The 19259-nt window shown below is 67.9% G+C and carries 15 protein-coding genes; 6 read left to right on the top strand and 9 right to left on the bottom strand.

Annotation, left to right across the window (positions count from 1 at the left end):
- Window positions 1–65 precede the first annotated feature (65 nt).
- From tkt to pgl, 6 genes are all read left to right on the top strand, one after another.
- Entirely contained in the window at window positions 66–2159 is a 2094-nt protein-coding gene (tkt, locus tag IFT36_RS00465; RefSeq protein ID WP_043595005.1) for a transketolase, read from the top strand.
- Window positions 2160–2187: 28 nt separating this feature from the next.
- Window positions 2188–3315 carry a transaldolase gene (gene tal, locus IFT36_RS00460; protein ID WP_056045222.1) on the top strand — a complete coding sequence of 376 codons (1128 nt, stop codon included), beginning with the start codon at window positions 2188–2190 and terminating at the stop codon, window positions 3313–3315.
- Window positions 3312–4907 (top strand): glucose-6-phosphate isomerase, encoded by a 1596-nt coding sequence (locus IFT36_RS00455; protein WP_200412173.1) that lies wholly within the window; start codon window positions 3312–3314, stop codon window positions 4905–4907. The genes tal and IFT36_RS00455 overlap by 4 nt, the downstream gene beginning before the upstream one ends.
- A 113-nt stretch (window positions 4908–5020) precedes the next feature.
- Entirely contained in the window at window positions 5021–6556 is a 1536-nt protein-coding gene (gene zwf, locus IFT36_RS00450; protein ID WP_200412172.1) for a glucose-6-phosphate dehydrogenase, read from the top strand.
- Entirely contained in the window at window positions 6553–7506 is a 954-nt protein-coding gene (locus IFT36_RS00445; protein WP_056045231.1) for a glucose-6-phosphate dehydrogenase assembly protein OpcA, read from the top strand. The genes zwf and IFT36_RS00445 overlap by 4 nt, the downstream gene beginning before the upstream one ends.
- Before the next feature lie 15 nt (window positions 7507–7521).
- Window positions 7522–8292, top strand: coding sequence for a 6-phosphogluconolactonase (gene pgl, locus IFT36_RS00440; protein WP_056045234.1), 771 nt, complete (start codon window positions 7522–7524; stop codon window positions 8290–8292).
- 111 nt (window positions 8293–8403) lie between these two features.
- On the opposite strand, the gene IFT36_RS00435 is transcribed toward pgl, so the two are convergent.
- The 9 genes from IFT36_RS00435 to uvrA form a co-directional block, all read right to left on the bottom strand.
- Window positions 8404–8760, bottom strand: a complete 357-nt coding sequence (locus tag IFT36_RS00435; protein WP_043595011.1) for an RNA polymerase-binding protein RbpA — start codon at window positions 8758–8760, stop codon at window positions 8404–8406.
- Window positions 8760–9011 (bottom strand): preprotein translocase subunit SecG, encoded by a 252-nt coding sequence (gene secG / locus IFT36_RS00430; RefSeq protein ID WP_043595012.1) that lies wholly within the window; start codon window positions 9009–9011, stop codon window positions 8760–8762. The genes IFT36_RS00435 and secG overlap by 1 nt, the downstream gene beginning before the upstream one ends.
- Before the next feature lie 105 nt (window positions 9012–9116).
- A complete protein-coding gene (gene tpiA / locus IFT36_RS00425; protein WP_056045237.1) occupies window positions 9117–9905 on the bottom strand; it encodes a triose-phosphate isomerase in 789 nt (262 codons plus the stop codon).
- Window positions 9899–11110 carry a phosphoglycerate kinase gene (locus tag IFT36_RS00420; protein ID WP_200412171.1) on the bottom strand — a complete coding sequence of 404 codons (1212 nt, stop codon included), beginning with the start codon at window positions 11108–11110 and terminating at the stop codon, window positions 9899–9901. Before IFT36_RS00420 ends, tpiA begins: the two co-directional genes overlap by 7 nt.
- A gap of 63 nt (window positions 11111–11173) precedes the next feature.
- Entirely contained in the window at window positions 11174–12178 is a 1005-nt protein-coding gene (gap, locus tag IFT36_RS00415; RefSeq protein ID WP_043595015.1) for a type I glyceraldehyde-3-phosphate dehydrogenase, read from the bottom strand.
- Between the two features lie 170 nt (window positions 12179–12348).
- On the bottom strand, window positions 12349–13329 hold the full coding sequence (gene whiA / locus IFT36_RS00410; protein WP_200412170.1) for a DNA-binding protein WhiA: 981 nt from the start codon (window positions 13327–13329) through the stop codon (window positions 12349–12351).
- Window positions 13330–13397: 68 nt separating this feature from the next.
- Window positions 13398–14279, bottom strand: coding sequence for an RNase adapter RapZ (gene rapZ, locus IFT36_RS00405; RefSeq protein WP_056045245.1), 882 nt, complete (start codon window positions 14277–14279; stop codon window positions 13398–13400).
- A gap of 40 nt (window positions 14280–14319) precedes the next feature.
- Entirely contained in the window at window positions 14320–16242 is a 1923-nt protein-coding gene (gene uvrC, locus IFT36_RS00400; RefSeq protein ID WP_200412169.1) for an excinuclease ABC subunit UvrC, read from the bottom strand.
- The gene (gene uvrA, locus IFT36_RS00395) at window positions 16239–19190 is read right to left on the bottom strand and encodes an excinuclease ABC subunit UvrA (RefSeq protein ID WP_123570081.1); all 2952 of its coding nucleotides are present in this window, start codon (window positions 19188–19190) and stop codon (window positions 16239–16241) included. The genes uvrC and uvrA overlap by 4 nt, the downstream gene beginning before the upstream one ends.
- Window positions 19191–19259: the final 69 nt, after the last annotated feature.

Genomic DNA, 19259 nt, shown 5'->3' with positions numbered 1-19259 from the left:
AGGCGCACGTCAGCGCGGGAGCGAATCGACCCCGCGCAGTTCGCATCAAGAAGGGTCAACTTCCAGTGGCAGATCTGCAATGGGAATCCATTGACAACAAAGCAGTAGACACGGTCCGCGTCCTCGCGGCCGACGCGGTCGAGAAGGTCGGCAACGGTCACCCCGGCACCGCGATGAGCCTGGCGCCCGCCGCGTACCTGCTCTTCCAGAAGGTCATGCGTCGTGACCCGAGCGACAGCACCTGGATCGGTCGCGACCGGTTCATCCTGTCCGTCGGCCACAGCTCGCTGACGCAGTACATCCAGTTCTACCTGGGCGGCTACGGTCTCGAGCTCGACGACCTCGAGGCCCTGCGCACCTGGGGCTCGAAGACCCCCGGCCACCCCGAGTACGGCCACACGGACGGCATCGAGATCACCACCGGTCCGCTGGGCCAGGGCTTCGCCAGCTCGGTGGGCTTCGCCTACGCCGCCCGTTTCGAGCGCGGCCTGTTCGACCCCGACGCCGCCCCCGGCACGAGCCCCTTCGACCACTTCGTGTACGTCATCGCCGGTGACGGCGACATGCAAGAGGGCGTCACGAGCGAGGCCGCGTCGCTGGCCGGGCACCAGAAGCTCGGCAACCTCGTCGCCATCTACGACTCGAACCAGATCTCGATCGAGGACGACACCAACATCGCCTTCACCGAGGACGTCCACAAGCGCTTCGAGTCCTACGACTGGGACGTCCAGGTCGTCGACTGGAAGAAGACCGGCGAGTACGTCGAGGACGTCGCCGAGCTGCACGACGCCATCGAGAAGGCCAAGGCCGTCACCGACAAGCCCTCCCTGATCATCCTCAAGACGATCATCGGCTGGCCCTCGCCCAAGAAGCAGAACTCCGGCAAGATCCACGGTTCGGCCCTCGGCGCCGACGAGGTCGCCGGCCTCAAGTCGGTCCTCGGGTTCGACCCCGAGAAGTCCTTCGACGTCGACCCCGCCGTCCTCGAGCACACCCGCAAGGCCGTCGAGCGCGGTCAGGCCCAGCACGCCGAGTGGGACGAGAAGCTCGCCGCCTGGGCGTCGGCCAACCCCGACAAGAAGGTCATGCTCGACCGCATCCTCGCGAACGAGCTGCCCGAGGGCGTCGAAGAAGCGCTCCCCGTCTTCGAGGCCGGCAAGGACGTCTCCACCCGCGCCGCCTCCGGCAAGGTCATCAACGCCCTCGCCGGCGTGGTCCCCGAGCTCTGGGGCGGGTCGGCCGACCTGGCCGAGTCGAACCTGACGACGATCACGGGCTCGAAGTCGTTCGTCCCCACCGAGTGGTCGACCGACGAATGGAGCGGAGACCCCTACGGTCGCGTTCTGCACTTCGGCATCCGCGAGCACGCGATGGGCGCCATCCTCAACGGCATCACGCTGCACGGCAACACGCGCCCGTTCGGTGGCACGTTCCTGATCTTCAGCGACTACATGCGCCCGGCGGTCCGCCTCGCGGCACTGATGAAGTCCCCGGCGATCTACGTCTGGACCCACGACTCCGTGGCCCTGGGCGAGGACGGTCCGACGCACCAGCCGATCGAGCAGCTCGCGTCGCTCCGCGCGATCCCCGACCTCGACGTCGTGCGTCCCGCCGACGCCAACGAGACGGCCTGGGCCTGGGCGACGATCCTCGAGCGCCACCACGGCCCCGCCGGCATCGCGCTCAGCCGTCAGAACCTGCCCGTCTTCGAGCGCGGCACCGGTGACGCCGAGGGTGACACCTTCGCGTCGGCGAAGAACGTGGCGAAGGGCGCCTACGTCCTGGCCGAGGCACCGGGCGGAACGCCCGACGTGATCTTCGTCGCCACGGGTTCCGAGGTGCAGATCGCCGTCGAGGCCCGTGAGGTCCTGCGCGGCGAGGGCATCAACGCCCGCGTCGTCTCGGCACCGAGCATCGAGTGGTTCGACGAGCAGAGCGACGAGTACAAGGAGGCGGTCCTCCCGGCCGCCGTCAAGGCCCGCGTCTCGATCGAGGCCGGTGTGGCCATGCCGTGGCGCGGCATCGTCGGTGACGCCGGTCGCAGCGTGTCGATCGAGCACTTCGGTGCTTCGGCCGACTACAAGACGCTGTTCAAGCAGTTCGGCATGACGACCGAAGCCGCCGTCGCCGCCGCCAAGGACTCGATCGCCGCTCTCTGAGCGACGACGAAGGAAAGAGAAGAACACCATGACCGATTCCAACACCGCACAGCTGTCCGCCGCAGGCGTCAGCATCTGGCTCGACGACCTCTCGCGTGAGCGCATCAACGCGGGCGGCCTCCAGAAGCTGATCGCCGAGCGCAACGTCGTCGGCGTCACCACCAACCCCACGATCTTCGCGTCGGCTCTCGCCAAGGGCGAGGCCTACGACGACCAGGTCGCCCTGCTCGCGAAGACCGGTGTCAGCGTCACGGACGCCGTCTTCGAGATCACGACCGACGACGTCACCCGCGCCTGCGACATCTTCCGCGAGCTCTACGACACGACGGACGGCTTCGACGGCCGCGTGTCGATCGAGGTCGAGCCCGGTCTCGCGCACGACGCGCAGGGCACCATCGACCAGGCGGTCAAGCTCGCCGCCAAGGTCGGTCGCCCCAACGCCCTGATCAAGATCCCCGCGACCGTCGAGGGCCTCGAGGCCATCACCGCCGTCATCGCCCAGGGCATCAGCGTCAACGTGACCCTGATCTTCAGCCTCGAGCGCTACCGCGCCGTCATCAACGCGTACCTCACGGGTCTCGAGCAGGCCAAGGCCGCCGGCATCGACATCACCGAGATCCACTCCGTCGCCTCGTTCTTCGTGTCGCGCGTCGACACCGAGATCGACAAGCGTCTCGACGCGGTCGGGACCGACGAGGCCAAGGCCCTGAAGGGCAAGGCCGGCGTGGCCAACGCCCAGCTCGCCTACGAGGTCTACCAGCAGGCCTTCGACACCGAGCGGGCCAAGGGCCTCCTCGCCGCCGGTGCCAACAAGCAGCGTCCCCTCTGGGCTTCCACCGGTGTCAAGGACCCCGCCGTCCTCGACACCACGTACGTGGTCGAGCTCGTCGCCCAGGACGTCGTCAACACGATGCCCGAGAAGACGCTCGAGGCGACCTTCGACCACGGTGACGTCCGTGGCGACACGATCAGCGCCTCCTACGCCTCGGCCAACGAGACCATGGACGCGATCGCGGCGCAGGGCGTCTCGTACGACGACGTGACCGAGGCCCTCGAGAAAGAGGGCGTCGAGAAGTTCGTCGTCTCGTGGAACGAACTGCTCGACACGGTCACCGCTGCCCTCGAGGCCGCCAAGCCCGCCGGGGAGTCCAAGTGACCATCACCATCGCTGCCAGCGGCGACGCCGCACAGGCGGTCGAGACGGTCGTCCCGCAGCTCGTGAGTGACCTCGTCGCCTCGGGCATCACGGCTCAGAACCCCACCCTGTGGGGCCCTGACGCCGAGGACGAGTCCGCCAAGCGTCTCGGCTGGACCGAGGCCGTCGTGGTCTCGACTCCGCTGCTCGACGAGATCGACTCGCTCCGGGACGAGCTCGCCGCCAAGGGTGTCGACCACGTCGTCCTCGCGGGCATGGGTGGATCGTCGCTCGCGCCCGAGGTCATCACCCGCACCTACGGCGTCGAGCTCACCGTGCTCGACGCCACGGAGCCCGGTCAGGTCCTCACGGCCCTCGCCGACCGTCTCGAGCGCACCGTGCTCGTGGTCTCGTCGAAGTCGGGTTCCACCGTCGAGACCGCCAGCCAGCGCAAGACCTTCGAGAAGGCGTTCACCGACGCCGGCATCGACCCCGTCGAGCGCATCGTCGTGGTCACCGATCCCGGATCGCCCCTCGACGGGCAGGCCCGTGAGGCCGGTTACCGCGTCTTCAACGCCGACCCCAACATCGGCGGGCGCTACTCGGCCCTGTCGGCGTTCGGCCTCGTGCCGTCCGGCCTGGCCGGCGCCGACATCCGCGAGCTGCTCGCCGAGGCCGACGCCGTCACGGTCGAGCTGGCCCAGGACCGCGCCGACAACCCGGGTCTCGTGTTGGGTGCCGTCCTGGCAGGCACCTCGCCCCTGCGCGACAAGATCGCCATCGTCGCCGACGGCACCCACATCGTGGGGTTCCCGGACTGGGCCGAACAGCTCATCGCCGAGTCGACCGGCAAGCAGGGTCGCGGCCTGCTCCCCGTCGTCATCGGCACCTCCGCCCCCGAGATCACGGCGGGGCTGCACGACGTGCAGGTCGTCCGTCTCGTGGCGAACACCGACGAGACCCGTGAGGTCGCGCCCGGCGAGGTGGAGATCTCGGGTTCGCTCGGTGGCCAGATCATGGTCTGGGAGTACGCCGTCGCCGTGGCCGGGCGTCTGCTCGACATCAACCCGTTCGACCAGCCCGACGTCGAGTCGGCCAAGGTCGCGACGCGGGCGTTGCTCGACGACCGTCCCGAGCCCACTCCCCCGGCCTTCACGGCCGAGGGTGTCGAGGTCCGCGAGGTCGGAGGAATCGAGCTGGGCGACTCTCTCGAGTCCGCCGTGGCCGCGCTCCTCTCGCACCTGAGCGACGACGGCTACGTCTCGATCCAGGCCTACGTCGACCGCGTGGCGAACCCGCAGCTCGAAGAGGTCCGCGACGTCCTCGCGATGCGCACGCAGCGTCCCGTCACCTTCGGATGGGGTCCGCGCTTCCTGCACTCGACGGGTCAGTACCACAAGGGTGGGCCGGCCAACGGTGTGTTCCTGCAGATCACGCAGGTCCCCGCGACCGACCTCGAGATCCCGGACAGCCCGTTCACGTTCGGGCAGCTCGTGCAGGCCCAGGCCGCCGGTGACGCCAAGGTCCTGGCCGAGCACGGCCGTCCCGTGCTCACGCTGACGGTGACCGACGTGGCGGCCGCGCTGCCGGTCATCACCGCCGCACTCCGCTGAGCCGAAAGGGCCGGCGTCCCCAGGGGCGCCGGCCCTTTCGCCTTGCCACCGGTGTTCCCGGCCGGCTCCGCCCGTCCCGACCGGAACACCTTCGAACCACAGAACGGAACATCATGTCACCGGTGCCGATCACGCCGGAGTCCAACCCGCTCCGGTTGCCCTCCGACCGACGTCTCAACCGCATCGCGGGGCCCAGCGGTCTCATCATCTTCGGTGTGACGGGTGATCTCTCCCGCAAGAAGCTCATGCCTGCCGTGTACGACCTGGCCAACCGTGGTCTGTTGCCCCCCGGGTTCGCGCTCGTCGGCTTCGCCCGTCGTGAATTCGAGGGCCAGGACTTCGAACAGGTCGTGTACCAGGCCGTCAAGGAGCACGCTCGCACGCCGTTCGACGAAGACGTCTGGCGTCAACTCAAAGAAGGCTTCCGTTTCGTCCAGGGGGTCTTCGACGACGCCGACGCGTTCGCTCGGCTCAAGGACACCATCGAAGAGCTCGACCGTGAGCGCGGGACGATGGGCAACCACGCCTTCTACCTCTCGATCCCGCCCAAGGCGTTCCCCATGGTCACCGAGCAGCTGCGCAACTCGGGCCTCGCCGAGGAGAAGGACGGTGCGTGGAGACGCGTCGTCATCGAGAAGCCCTTCGGCAGCGACCTCACGACAGCCCGCGAGCTCAACGCCGTCGTCGAGACCGTCTTCGAGCCCGACAGCGTGTTCCGAATCGACCACTACCTCGGCAAAGAGACGGTGCAGAACCTCCTCACGCTGCGGTTCGCCAACCAGATGTACGAACCCCTCTGGAACTCCAACTACGTCGACCACGTGCAGATCACCATGGCCGAGGACATCGGCGTCGGCGGCCGCGCCGGTTACTACGACGGCATCGGCGCCGCTCGTGACGTCATCCAGAACCACCTCCTCCAGCTCCTCGCCCTGACGGCGATGGAAGAGCCGGTCACCTTCGCCGCCCGTGACCTCCGGGCCGAGAAGGAGAAGATCCTCTCGGCCGTCCGCCTCCCCGCCGACCTCGCCGCGGGAACCGCGCGGGGTCAGTACGCCGGGGGGTGGCAGGGCGGAGAGAAGGTGCTCGGCTTCCTGGACGAAGAAGGCATGAATCCCGAGAGCACGACCGAGACGTTCGCCGCCATCAAGCTCGAGATCGCGACCCGGCGGTGGGCGGGAGTCCCCTTCTACCTCCGGGCCGGAAAGCGTCTCGGCCGTCGCGTGACCGAGATCGCCGTCGTCTTCAAGCAGGTGCCCGAGAACATCTTCGGCACGCAGACGTCGCTGGGGCAGAACGCCCTCGTGATCCGGGTCCAGCCCGACGAGGGAGTGACCCTGCGCTTCGGGTCCAAGGTGCCCGGGATCGGCACGCAGGTCCGTGACGTCACGATGGACTTCGGATACGGGCACGCCTTCACCGAGGCGAGCCCGGAGGCCTACGAGCGCCTCATCCTCGACGTCCTCCTGGGCGACCCGCCCCTGTTCCCCCGGCACGAGGAGGTCGAGCTCTCCTGGAAGATCCTCGACCCGATCGAGGAGTTCTGGGCGACTAAGGGTCAGCCCGAACAGTACCGACCCGGCACGTGGGGACCCGCCTCTGCCGACGAACTCATGGCCCGTGACGGCCGTACCTGGAGGCGTCCGTGATCGTCGACCTGCCCGACAGCACCATCAGCCGCGTCCAGAAGACGCTGGTCAAGATCCGGGAAGAAGGAGGCGCGGTCGCGCTGGGCCGAGTCCTCACCCTGATCATCTCCACCCGTCTCGGTGACGAGGAGGAAGCCATCGAGGCCGCGAACGACGCCTCGCGAGAGCACCCCATGAGGGTCATCGTCGTCTCCACGTCGACCGACCTCGATCTCGACGAGGTCGACGGGCGACTGGACGCGCAGATCCGGGTCGGCGGCGACGCCGGTGCCAGCGAGGTCATCCTGCTCCGGGCCTACGGAGAGACCGCGAGCGACGAGGAGGGGCTCGTGACCGGGCTCCTGCTGCCCGACGCTCCCGTCGTCGCCTGGTGGCCGAAGACCGCTCCCGCCGTCGTCTCCGAGTCTCCCCTCGGGCGCATCGCGCAACGGCGGATCACGGATGCGGCGAGCCAGTCCAACCCACGCCAGTCGATCATCGACCTCGCCCGGAGCTACGCTCCCGGCGACACCGACTTCGCCTGGACCCGGCTCACCCTCTGGCGGGCGCAACTGGCTGCCGTGCTCGACCAACCGCCTTACGAATCGGTCACCGAGGTCGGTGTCTCCGGCGCACCCGATTCTCCGTCGACTTTGCTCTTGGCCGCCTGGTTGCGTCTGCAGCTCCAGGTACCCGTCGACGGTGAGCTGACGACCCGGGCGACGGGATCGAGCGGCATCCACGGTGTCCAACTGGTCCGCGCCTCCGGGTCCATCGTCCTCGAACGCTCCCTGGACGACGTGGCGACGCTCACCCAACCGGGTCAACCCACGCACGACCTCGCGCTGCCACGCCGCTCGCTGCGCGACTGCCTGGCCGAGGAACTCCGTAGACTCGACCCCGACGACCTGTTCGGGAACGTCGTGAGACACGGGGTCGGCCAACTGAGCGAACCCGTCCAGAGCAACTAGAGCAGATAGAGAACCGTGACGAACGAACGCCGGGTGCTGGTCCACCCCGACAAAGAATCGCTGGGTGCCTCCGTGGCTGCCCGCTTCATCACCAAGATCATCGACGTGCTCGAAGAGCAGAACTATGCGTCGGTCGTCGTCAGCGGTGGCTCGGTGAGCACCCTCGTGCTGGCGGCCATCAACGCGTCGCCGGCTCGTGACAGCGTCGACTGGTCGAAGGTCTCGATCTGGTGGGCCGACGAGCGCTGGGTCCCCGCAGGGGACGCGGACCGAAACGACACCCAGGCCGGCATCGACCTGCTCGACCACATCGGGTTGCTGCCCGAGAACGTCCACCGATTCGGTGCGGTCGGCGACTTCGACGACGTCGAGGCGGCCGCCGACGCTTACCGGAACGAGTTGCTGCAGCACGCACAGGCCGACGACGCGGCCCCCCGCTTCGACATCACGCTCCTCGGGGTCGGTCCCGACGGTCACGTCGCCTCGTTGTTCCCGGACAAGGCACAGATCCGCCAGCTCGAGCCGACCGTGCTCACGATCGACGACTCCCCCAAGCCTCCGCCCGTACGCCTCACGTTGAGCCTGCCGGTCATCAACAACTCCCAGCGCGTCTGGATGATCCTCGCCGGAGCCGAGAAGGCTTCGTCGTTGGGGCTCGCCCTGGCGGGTGCCGGCGCAGACCAGGTGCCGGTGGCAGGGGTCAAGGGACGCAAGCGGACGGTCTTCTTCGTCGACCAGGACGCGGCGGCTGAGGTCCCCGAGAACTTGATCGCCTCCACCTACTGAGTCCCGCCGCGGGCGCACCGACGCCGGCATGACGAAGGGCCCCACAGCTCACGGCTGCGGAGCCCTTCGTCATGTCCGGTGTGGAGACACCGGGAGGCGCGATCGGCTGGATCAGGCCTTGCCGCGTCGGACTCGCAGCTGCTGTAGAGCCTCTTCGAGCAACTGCTCGGCTTCTTCTTCGGTCCGTCGCTCTTTGACGTACGCGAGGTGCGTCTTGTACGGCTCGAGCTTCGCGACCGTCGGCGGGTTCGCCTTGTCGCGCCCTGCCGGCAATCCACTCGAGGGTGAGTCGACGGTCTCGGGGATCTCTTCGTCGGGCACGTTGGCCGCGAAGTGACGGACGACCTCGTTGCCGAGGGCATCCCAGTACGAGATGGTGATCCGCTCGGCGTGGAAGCCGCGATCTTGCTCACCCATGGGACCTGCGCCGACGCGCGAGCCGCGGATTGCGCTACCGCCCGAGGCCATCAGCTGACCGCCGCGAACTTGGTGATGAGGCCCAGGACCACGATGCAGGTGATCCAGACGAGACCCAGGAAGACCGTGATGCGGTTGAGGTTGCGTTCGGCTACACCGGACGCCCCGAGGTTGCTCGTGACGCCACCGCCGAACATGTCGGAGAGACCGCCACCACGGCCGCGGTGGAGCAGGATGAGGAGGGTCAACAGGAGGCTCGTGATGCCGAGCAACACCTGCAGGATGACCTGGAGAATTTCCACGTAGGACCTTTCGATGCGGTGAGACCGCTGAACAGTATAACCGCGAGAGGCCGTCGCCCCGGCAGGCCGAGTCGGAGGGGCGCCGACGGGCGACGCGCCCGGCCCTCAGACGCCGACGTGCGCCTGGAAGCGGACGATGTTGGCGAACTCGGACACGTCGAGGCTCGCCCCACCGACGAGCGCTCCGTCGACGTTGGGCTCTCGCATGAACGATGCGATGTTCGTGGACTTGACCGAGCCGCCGTAGAGGACGCGGGTGGTGGCGGCGGCGTCCGGACCGACGATCTCGACCAGGGCCGCCCGCAGGGCCGCGCAGACCTGCTCGGCCTGCTCGGCCGTGGCGGCCTGTCCGGAGCCGATGGCCCAGACGGGCTCGTAGGCGACGACGATCTCGGCGGAGGCCGGCACCTGGGCGAGCGCCGCACGGAGCTGGGCGACCGGCACCGCGCTGGGGCCGTGCTGCTCGAGATCGTCGGCCGTCTCACCGACGCAGACGACGGGGACGAGGCCCGAGCGATGCGCGGCGGCGACCTTCGTCGCCACGACCTCGTCGTCCTCGGCATGCAGCGTCCGACGCTCAGAGTGCCCGACCAGGACGTAGCGCACGTCCAACTTGGCGAGGAACTGCCCCGAGATCTCGCCCGTGTAGGCGCCCGAGTCGTGAGCGGACAGGTCTTGGGCTCCGAGAGCCAACTCGAGCTTGTCGGCGTCGAGCAGGGTCTGCACGCTTCGGAGGTCGGTGAACGGCGGGAACACCGCGGTCTCGACCGCGTCGAAGTCGTGCTTGGCGTCCTTGAGGGACCATGCGAGCTTCTGGACGAACGCGATCGCCTGCAGGTGATCGAGGTTCATCTTCCAGTTGCCGGCGATGAGGGGCGTGCGTGTGGTCACCATCCGAGGACCTCCAGTCCGGGGAGTCGTTTGCCCTCGAGGAACTCGAGGCTGGCTCCACCGCCGGTGGAGATGTGGCCGAACTGGTCGTCGGAGAACCCCAGGGCACGAACGGCCGCGGCCGAGTCGCCGCCGCCCACGACGCCGAGACCGGAGACCCGGGTCAACGCGTCGGCGACCTTCTGGGTGCCGTGTGCGAAGGCGGGGAACTCGAAGACTCCCATCGGACCGTTCCAGAAGACCGTGGACGACGTCTGGACGGTCTCCGCGAAGCGCGCGGCCGTCTCGGGGCCGATGTCCAGGCCCAGGGCCTCGGAGCCCAGAGCAGAGGATTCGATGCCGTCCGAGGCGACCACCGTGTGCTCGGCGTCCGCGCTGAAGGACGAGGCGACCACCACGTCGACGGGGAGCACGAGGTTGACGCCCCGGCGCGCGGCCTCTTCGACGTAGCCGCGGACCCGGTCGAGCTGGTCCTTCTCGAGCAGGCTCTTGCCGACGGGGAGTCCCTGGGCGGCGAGGAACGTGAAGAGCATCCCTCCACCGATGAGCAGGTTGTCGACCCGGGGAAGGAGGTGCTCGATGACGCCGAGCTTGTCGGAGACCTTCGAGCCGCCGAGGACGACGCTGTAGGGGCGCGTGGGGTTCTCGGTCAGCTTGTCGAGGACCTCGAGTTCGCGCGAGATGAGCGTCCCGGCCGCACTCGGGAGGAGCGCGGGCAACTCGTACACACTCGCCTGCTTGCGGTGCACGACCCCGAAGCCGTCGGAGACGAACACGTCACCGAGCTCGGCCAGGCGTGCGGCGAACTCCTGACGCTCGGACTCGTCCTTCGACGTCTCGGCGGCGTTAAAGCGGAGGTTCTCGAGGACGACGATCTGGCCGTCGGTGAGGTCGTCCACTGCTGCGGCGGTCTCGTCACCCACGGTGTGCGCGGCGAAGCCGACGCTCTTCCCGAGGAGTTCGCTGAGGCGTTGGGCGACCGGTCTGAGGCTGTACTCGGGCTTCGCCTCGCCGTCGGGGCGGCCGAGGTGCGAGATGACCACGACCCTGGCCCCCTGGTTGATCAGCAGGTCGAGGGTCTCGAGGGAGGCACGGATGCGGCCGTCATCGGTGATCTCGCCGTCCTTCAGAGGGACGTTGAGGTCGCATCTGACGATGACGCGTCTGCCCGACAGGGGACCGAGGGAATCGAGGGTACGCAGGCTCATGGGTTCGTTTCGGGTTCGGAGGACGGTGCCCCGGCCCGTGAGGGCCGGGGCACCGAGGTCGGACTAGAGGCGGTCGGCCACGTACTTCGTCAGGTCGACGAGACGGTTCGAGTAGCCCCACTCGTTGTCGTACCACGAGGTGATCTTGACGAGGTTGCCGATGACCTTGGTCAGGCCCGAGTCGTAGATCGACGAGTGCGGGTCGGTGGTGATGTCGGTCGACACCAGAGGGTCTTCGGAGTAGGCCAGGATGCCCTTGAGCTCACCCTCGGCGGCGGCCTTGTAGGCGGCGTTGATCTGCTCGACCGTTACCGGCGTGCTGGTCTCGAGGGTCACGTCGGTGATCGAGCCGGTGGGCACGGGCACGCGCAGGGCGTAACCGTCGAGCTTGCCGGCGAGCTCGGGGATCACGAGGCCGATGGCCTTGGCGGCACCGGTCGACGTCGGGACGATGTTGAGCGCGGCGGCACGGGCACGGCGGGGGTCCTTGTGCGGACCGTCCTGCAGGTTCTGGTCGGCCGTGTACGCGTGGACCGTCGTCATGAGACCGCGCTCGACGCCGAAGTTGTCCAGGAACACCTTCATCAGGGGGGCCAGGCTGTTCGTCGTGCAGGACGCGTTCGAGATGATGTGGTGGTTGGCGGGGTCGTAGATGCCCTCGTTCACACCCAGCACGATGGTGGCGTCGTCACCCGTGGCCGGAGCCGAGATGAGGACCTTCTTCGCGCCGGCGGTGATGTGCTTGCGTGCGTCCTCGGCCTTCGTGAAGAAACCGGTCGACTCGACGACGATGTCGACGCCCAGCTCGCCCCAGGGCAGGTTGGCGGGGTCGCGCTCGGCGAGGACCTTGATCGGCTTGCCGTCGACGACGATCGAGTCGCCGTCCAGCTCGACGGTCGCGTCGAGACGTCCCGTGATCGAGTCGAACTTGAGGAGGTGCGCGAGGGCGGCGTTGTCGGTCAGGTCGTTGACGGCGACGATCTCGATGTCGGTTCCCTTGGCGAGCGCCGCGCGGAAGTAGTTACGGCCGATGCGACCGAAGCCGTTGATGCCGATCTTGACGGTCAATGAAACTCCTGATGATCAGGCGTCGTGGGGACGCGTGGAGGGTGTGGGCGACCAGGCCCGTGGCGACGCCCGAACTCTCGATGACCTCGGGTCGGACACCGCTTACGACAGTAGCAGCAGCCCTCCGGAATTCGTCCTCCGGTGACGTCGTGAAGACCCTCCGCCGCCCCTTAGTCGAGGTCGAGGTCGTGCGGCAGGTTGGCGTCCGTACCCGGCAACCCCAGGTCGCCGGCCTTCTTGTCGGCCATGGCGAGCAGGCGACGGATCCGACCCGCGACGGCGTCCTTGGTCATCGGGGGGTCGGCGTGGTGGCCGAGTTCGTCCAAGCTGGCGTCGCGATGGGCAAGTCGCAGCTCGCCCGCGTACTTGAGGTGCTCGGGGATGTCGTCGCCGAGCAGTTCCATCGCCCGGTCGACGCGGGCGCACGCGGCCACGGCGGCCTGGGCCGACCGTCGCAGGTTGGCGTCGTCGAAGTTGACGAGTCGGTTCGCCGTCGCGCGCACCTCGCGGCGCTGGCGCATCTCTTCCCAGTCGGTGACGCTCTTCTCGGCGCCCATCACCTTGAGCATGGTGCCGATGGCCTCGCCGTCGCGGATGATGACCCGGTGCACGCCGCGGACCTCTCGGGCCTTCGCCGCGACGCCCAGTCGGCCAGCGGCCCCGACGAGCGCCATGGCGGTCTCGTTGCCGGGGCACACGACCTCGAGCGAGGCGGACCGACCGGGATCGGTCAACGAGCCCTGCGCGAGGAACGCCCCTCGCCAGATGGCGGCGAGATCGTCGCGCGAGCCGGTCGTGAGCCGGTTCGGCAGGCCACGGACGGGTCGTCGGCGGGCGTCCATGAGTCCGGTCTGACGGGCCAGCGTCTCACCGGCCTCGTGGACCCGGACGAGGAACCCGGGGGTGCGGCGTGAGCCGGAAGAAGCCGTCATCGCGACGTCGCTCCTGGCTCCGTACAGCTCGGCCAGGTCCTTCCGGACCCGTCGGGCGATGAGCGCGGAATCGAGTTCCGCCTCGACGGCGATCCGACCGGAGATGAGGTGCAGTCCCCCGGCGAAACGGAGGACGGTGGCGAGCTCAGCGGCCCGGATCGTCGTCCTGCTCACCTCGACGCGGGCGAGTTCTTCTTTGACGTCGGCAGTCTGGGCCACTCCGGTTGTTCCTTTTCGTCAGGTCGAGGTGTCGTCGGTGCACGGGCGTGCTGAAGCACCTCGGTGGGTCATTCTCGGCCGAGGTCGCGGTGTTTCACGCTGACGGCCACGCCGGGGAGTCCACGCAGACGCGCCGCCAGTTCACCCACGAGGGTGACCGATCGATGTTTGCCCCCGGTGCAGCCAATGGCGATCGTAGCGTGTCTCTTGTTCTCACGCTGATAGCCCGACAAGACGGGGACGAGCGAAGCGGCGAAGGCGTCGACGAACTCCCGGGCCCCGTCCTGCTGCATGACGTACGACGTGACCGGCTCGTCGAGCCCGGACTGCTGCCGGAGCGCGGGCACCCAGAAGGGGTTGGGGAGGAACCTCGCGTCGCCCACCATGTCGGCGTCGGTGGGCAGGCCGTACTTGAACCCGAAACTGAGGACGGTCACCTGGACCCCGGCGCGGTCGGACTCGGCGAACTTCTCGGAGATCGTCGTGGCCAACTGGTGGATGTTGAGTTCCGACGTGTCGATGATCACGTCGCTCGTCTCGCGGAGCTCTTCCATGCGCGCACGCTCGGCGAGGATGCCGTCGAGCAAGGTGCCGTCACCCTGCAACGGGTGCGGTCGCCGGACCTGCTCGAAACGCCGGACCAGCGCCGCGTCGGTCGCGTCGAGGAACAGCACCCGCACCTTGCTGGGCATGCTCGCCCGCAAGGTGCGCACGGCCTCTTGGGCCTCACTGAAGAGGCGTCCCCCGCGGACATCGACCACGGCAGCGATCTTGGGGAGCGAGTCCCCCGCACGTTCGGCCAGGTCGAGCAGCGGTCGCAACATCTGCGCCGGCAGGTTGTCGACCACGTACCAGTCGAGGTCCTCGAGGGCGTTGCCGACGGTCGACCGTCCGGCGCCGGACATCCCCGTCACGATCAGGACCTCTTGCTGTTCGCTGACGTCGCTCATGTCGGTGGTGTCCTCCGGGTCGGCATGCGGTGCATCGAGTCTAGGCGGGGCTCGTGGGGGGCACGACGTCGTCGGCCGCCACGTCGTCGGCCGCCACGTCCTCGGCTCCGCGAAGCCGCTCGACGACTGCGGCGGCGAGCGTCGGGCCGATGCCGCGGATGGCCGAGATGTCCGCTGCCTCGGCATCCTTCAACCGCTTGACCGAGCCGAAGTGCTTCAGGAGCACGGCCACCCGGGAGGGCCCCAACCCCGGGATCTCCGCGAGCTGCGTCGAGATGTCGCGCTTGCGACGCTGTCGCTGGTGTGTGATCGCGAACCGGTGCGCTTCGTCGCGGATGCGTTGGATGAGGAACAGCGCGTCGCTGTTGCGAGGGAGGATGACCGGGAAGTCGTCGTCGGGCAGCCAGATCTCCTCGAGCCGTTTCGCGATCCCGCAGAGCGCGATGTCCGTGACGCCGGCGTCGTCGAGTGCTCGTCGGGCCGCCGCCACCTGGGGTTGTCCGCCGTCGACGATGAGGAGGTTGGGGCGGTAGGCGAACCGTTTGCGTTGCTCACCCACCTCCTCGACGGGAGCGAGTTCGTCGTCGAGGCGAGAGAGACGGCGGCTGAGCGTCTGGTAGATCGACTCGGTGTCGTCGGTCGACCGGGGGATGTTGAAACGCCGGTACTGGTCCTTCCGCGGCAGGCCGTCCTCGAAGACCACCATCGAGGCGACGATGTTCGTGCCCGAGAGGTGGGACACGTCGTAGCACTCCATGCGCAAGGGCGCGTCGCTCATGCCGAGGGCCTCCTGGATGTCGGCCAGGGCGGTCGACCGGGTGGCGAAGTCGGCGCTGCGACGGGTCTTGTAGAGCATGAGCGACTGCTGCGCGTTGAGGGTCGCCGTCTGCATCAGGTTGGCCTTCTCGCCGCGCTGTGCCGTGTGGACCTGGACCCGTCCCCGACCGCGGAGGGTGCTGAGCACGCTCTCGAGGGCGTCGTTGTCGTCCGGCGTCTCGGTCACGACGATCTCGCGGGGAAGCTCGGCGCCGGCGGTGTAGATGCCCTGCAGGACCTGCTCGACGAGGTCGCCGGTCGAGATGTCGATCTCTTTGTCGACGACCCAGCCGCGGGAGCCACGGATGCGACCGCCCCTCACCGTGAAGAGCTGGACGGCGGCCGCCAGCTCGTCCTCGGCGAGGGCGTAGAGGTCGAGATCGACGTTGTCGCGGAGGACGACCGCCGACTTGTCGAGCACGGCCTCGAGGGCCTGCACCTGGTCGCGGTACGTGGCCGCGTCCTCGAAGCGCTGCTCCGTGGCGGCCGTCTTCATGGAGCGCTGCAGGTCGGCGATCACCCTCTTGTCGTAGCTGCCCATGAACTTGACGAACTCGTCGACGATCGCCCGGTGCTCGTCGATCGACACCTTGTGCGAACACGGCCCCCCACAACGACCGATCTGCCCCGGGAAGCAGGGCTTGCCCGTCTGCATGGCCTTCTTGTAGCTGCTGTCGGAACAGGTCCTGATCGGGAAGACCTTGATCATCAGGTCGATGGTGTCGTGGACGGCCCAGATCTTCGGGTACGGCCCGAAGTACTTGGCCCCCTTGATGCGCGGGTTGCGCGTGACCATCACCCGAGGTGCCTCGTCGGCCAGGGTGACGGCCATGAACGGATAGGTCTTGTCGTCGCGGAACTTGACGTTGAAGGGCGGGTCGAACTCTTTGATCCACGTGTACTCGAGCTGGAGGGCCTCGATGTCGCTGCCCACCACGGTCCATTCGACGGATCGAGCGGTGAGGACCATTCGTCGGGTGCGTTCGTGCAGCGACGGAAGCGGTGCGAAGTAGTTGCTCAGCCGGGCCCGGAGGTTCTTGGCCTTGCCGACGTAGAGCACCCTCCCCCGCTCGTCACGCCAGCGGTAGACGCCGGGGTCGGTGGGGATCTCGCCCGCTTTCGGACGCCAGGAGACGGTGTTGCTCATCGTGCTTCGACGGCCTCCCGGCGTCGAGTCGACGTGGCCTTCTTCTTCTGCACCCGGGGCACGGTGTGACCCGATTCGAGGATCTCCTTCAGGAAGACGCCCGTGTGGCTCTCGGGCACGGTCGCGAGGTGCTCGGGGGTTCCGGTGGCGATGACGGTGCCGCCACCCGCGCCTCCTTCAGGGCCCATGTCGATCAGCCAGTCGGCGGACTTGATGACGTCGAGGTTGTGCTCGATCGTGATGACGGTGTTGCCCTTCTCGACCAGACCGTTCAGCACGAGGAGGAGCTTGCGGACGTCCTCGAAGTGCAGGCCGGTCGTCGGTTCGTCGAGCACGTAGACGCTGCGCCCGTTGGAGCGCTTCTGCAGCTCGGTCGCGAGCTTCACGCGCTGGGCTTCGCCCCCGCTCAGCGTGGTGGCACTCTGGCCGAGTCGCACGTAGCCCAGGCCGACGTCGACCAGCGTCGACATGAACCGGGAGATCGCCGAGATGGGGGCGAAGAACTCGGCGGCCTCGCTGATCGGCATCTCGAGGACCTCGGAGATGTTCTTGCCCTTGTACCGCACCGCCAGGGTGTCGCGGTTGTACCGCGCACCACCGCACACCTCGCAGGCGACGTAGACGTCGGGAAGGAAGTTCATCTCGATCTTGATCGTGCCGTCACCTGCGCAGTTCTCGCAGCGGCCGCCCTTGACGTTGAAGCTGAACCGGCCCGGCAGGTAGCCGCGGGCCTTCGCGTCGGTCGTCTCGGCGAAGAGGGTACGGATGCGATCGAAGACACCCGTGTAGGTCGCCGGGTTCGAGCGCGGGGTGCGACCGATCGGCGCCTGGTCGACGTGGACGACCTTGTCGAGGGCGTCGAGGCCCGTGACCCGCGTGTGCTTGCCGGGGATCTGACGGGCTCCGTTGAGCTGGTTGGCCAGGACCTTGTACAGGATGTCGTTGACGAGCGAGGATTTGCCCGAGCCGCTGACGCCTGTCACCGCGACGAAGGTGCCCAAGGGGAAGTCGACGGTGACGTCGCGCAGGTTGTTGGCCTTGGCGCCCACGACCGAGATCATGCGCTTCTTGTCGACGGGGCGACGGCTGGTCGGGGTCTCGATGGAGCGCCGCCCGGCGAGGTAGTCGCCGGTGTACGAGTCGGTGTTCGCGACGAGGTCCTCGTAACTGCCCGAGTGCACCACCGTGCCGCCGTTGACGCCGGCACCCGGGCCGATGTCGACGACCCAGTCGGCCGTCTTGATGGTGTCTTCATCGTGTTCGACGACGATCAACGTGTTGCCGAGGTTCTTGAGTTTGACCAGCGTGTCGATGAGTCGGCGGTTGTCACGCTGGTGGAGGCCGATGCTCGGCTCGTCGAGGACGTAGAGGACTCCGGTGAGACCCGACCCGATCTGGGTCGCGAGGCGGATGCGCTGGGCTTCTCCACCGGAGAGGGACCCCGCGGCGCGGGCCAGGGAGAGGTACGTGAGACCCACTTCCAGCAAGAACTCGAGTCGGACCCGGATCTCACGCAGCACCTGGGCCGCGATGCGCGCCTCGCGGGTCGTGAGGGTGAGGCTGTTCATGAACCCGAACGCGTCGGCGAGGCTGAGTTCGGACACGCTCGCGATGTCGTGCCCGTCGACCAGGACGGCGAGGACCTCGGGCTTGAGCCGCTTGCCCTTGCAGACGACGCACGGGATCTCGCGGAGGTAGGACGCGTAGCGCTGGCGCTGCGTGTCGGTCTCGGCCTCGGCGTACTTGCGCTCGATGTAGGGCATGACACCCTCGAAGCCCGTCGAGTAGGTCATCTCTCGGCCGAAGCGGTTGCGCCACTTCACGGTGACCTCGAAGTCGTTGCCCTGCAGGACGGCCTGTCGGACCTTCTCGGGCAGCTCGTGCCAGGGCGTCTTGAGGCTGAAGCCCAGATCACCGGCCAAGCCCTCGAGGAGCTTCTGGAAGTAGTTGTAGAGCCCCTTGCCGGATTGGGTCCAGGGCAGGATGACTCCGTCGGCGAGGCTGAGCTCGGGGTCGCCGAGCAGCAGGTCGGAGTCGACCGACATCTTCGTGCCGAGTCCGGAGCACTCGGGACAAGCGCCGAAGGGGGCGTTGAACGAGAACGTGCGGGGTTCGATCTCGGTGAGCTGGACCGGGTGGTTGTTCGGGCACGAGAGCTTCTCGGAGAACGTCCGGTACTTGCCGGCCGCGCCCTCGTCGGTGTCGACGAAGTCGATCGTGACCAGGCCGTCCGTCAGGCGCAGGGCGGTCTCGAGCGAGTCGGTCAGACGGGTCAGCGCCTGGTCGGAGGCGACGAGGCGATCGACCACGACCGAGATGTCGTGCTTGATCTGCTTCTTCAGCTTGGGCGGCGAACTGAGCTGGATCTGCTCACCGTCGACGATGGCCCGGGAGTACCCCGTGGACGCGAGCTCGGCGAACAGGTCGACGAACTCGCCCTTCTTCTGCGAGACCACGGGGCTCAGCACCTGGTACCGGATGCCCGACTCGAGGGTCATGAGCTGGTCGGCGATCTGCTGCACGCTCTGCTTGCTGATCTTCTCGCCGCAGACGGCGCAGTGCGGAACGCCGATGCGTGCCCAGAGGAGGCGCATGTAGTCGTAGATCTCGGTGATCGTGCCGACCGTGGACCGCGGGTTGCGGTTCGTGGACTTCTGGTCGATGGAGACGGCCGGGCTCAGGCCCTCGATGAAATCGACGTCGGGACGGTCGACCTGACCCAGGAACTGCCGCGCGTAGGCCGACAGGGACTCGACGTACCGACGTTGCCCCTCGGCGAAGATCGTGTCGAACGCCAGGGACGATTTGCCCGAGCCGGACAATCCGGTGAAGACGACCAACGAGTCACGTGGGATCTCGAGGTCGACGTTGTTCAGGTTGTGCACTCGGGCACCCCGGACGCTCAGCGTGGAGGAACCTTCTACAGGTGAGATGGACACTCTTACCATTCTGTCGATGTGGACGACACTCGTCGTCGTGGCGGGCGGGCCCGCGGGAGGTGCAGCCGGCGGCGCGGG

Origin of the sequence: Frigoribacterium sp. CFBP 13605, from assembly GCF_014839405.1 — a bacterium.
Lineage (GTDB): Bacteria > Actinomycetota > Actinomycetes > Actinomycetales > Microbacteriaceae > Frigoribacterium.
This window is presented reverse-complemented; position numbering and strand designations above follow the sequence as displayed.

What these genes read in the sequence shown, in the direction of transcription:
- IFT36_RS00420 (WP_200412171.1), bottom strand. Translation starts at nt 11,110, where the DNA reads ATGAGCCTGCGTACCCTCGATTCCCTCGGTCCCCTGTCGGGCAGACGC.
- uvrA (WP_123570081.1), bottom strand. Translation starts at nt 19,190, where the DNA reads ATGGTAAGAGTGTCCATCTCACCTGTAGAAGGTTCCTCCACGCTGAGC.
- tpiA (WP_056045237.1), bottom strand. Translation starts at nt 9,905, where the DNA reads ATGGTGACCACACGCACGCCCCTCATCGCCGGCAACTGGAAGATGAAC.
- IFT36_RS00435 (WP_043595011.1), bottom strand. Translation starts at nt 8,760, where the DNA reads ATGGCCTCGGGCGGTAGCGCAATCCGCGGCTCGCGCGTCGGCGCAGGT.
- zwf (WP_200412172.1), top strand. Translation starts at nt 5,021, where the DNA reads ATGTCACCGGTGCCGATCACGCCGGAGTCCAACCCGCTCCGGTTGCCC.
- rapZ (WP_056045245.1), bottom strand. Translation starts at nt 14,279, where the DNA reads ATGAGCGACGTCAGCGAACAGCAAGAGGTCCTGATCGTGACGGGGATG.
- uvrC (WP_200412169.1), bottom strand. Translation starts at nt 16,242, where the DNA reads ATGAGCAACACCGTCTCCTGGCGTCCGAAAGCGGGCGAGATCCCCACC.
- tal (WP_056045222.1), top strand. Translation starts at nt 2,188, where the DNA reads ATGACCGATTCCAACACCGCACAGCTGTCCGCCGCAGGCGTCAGCATC.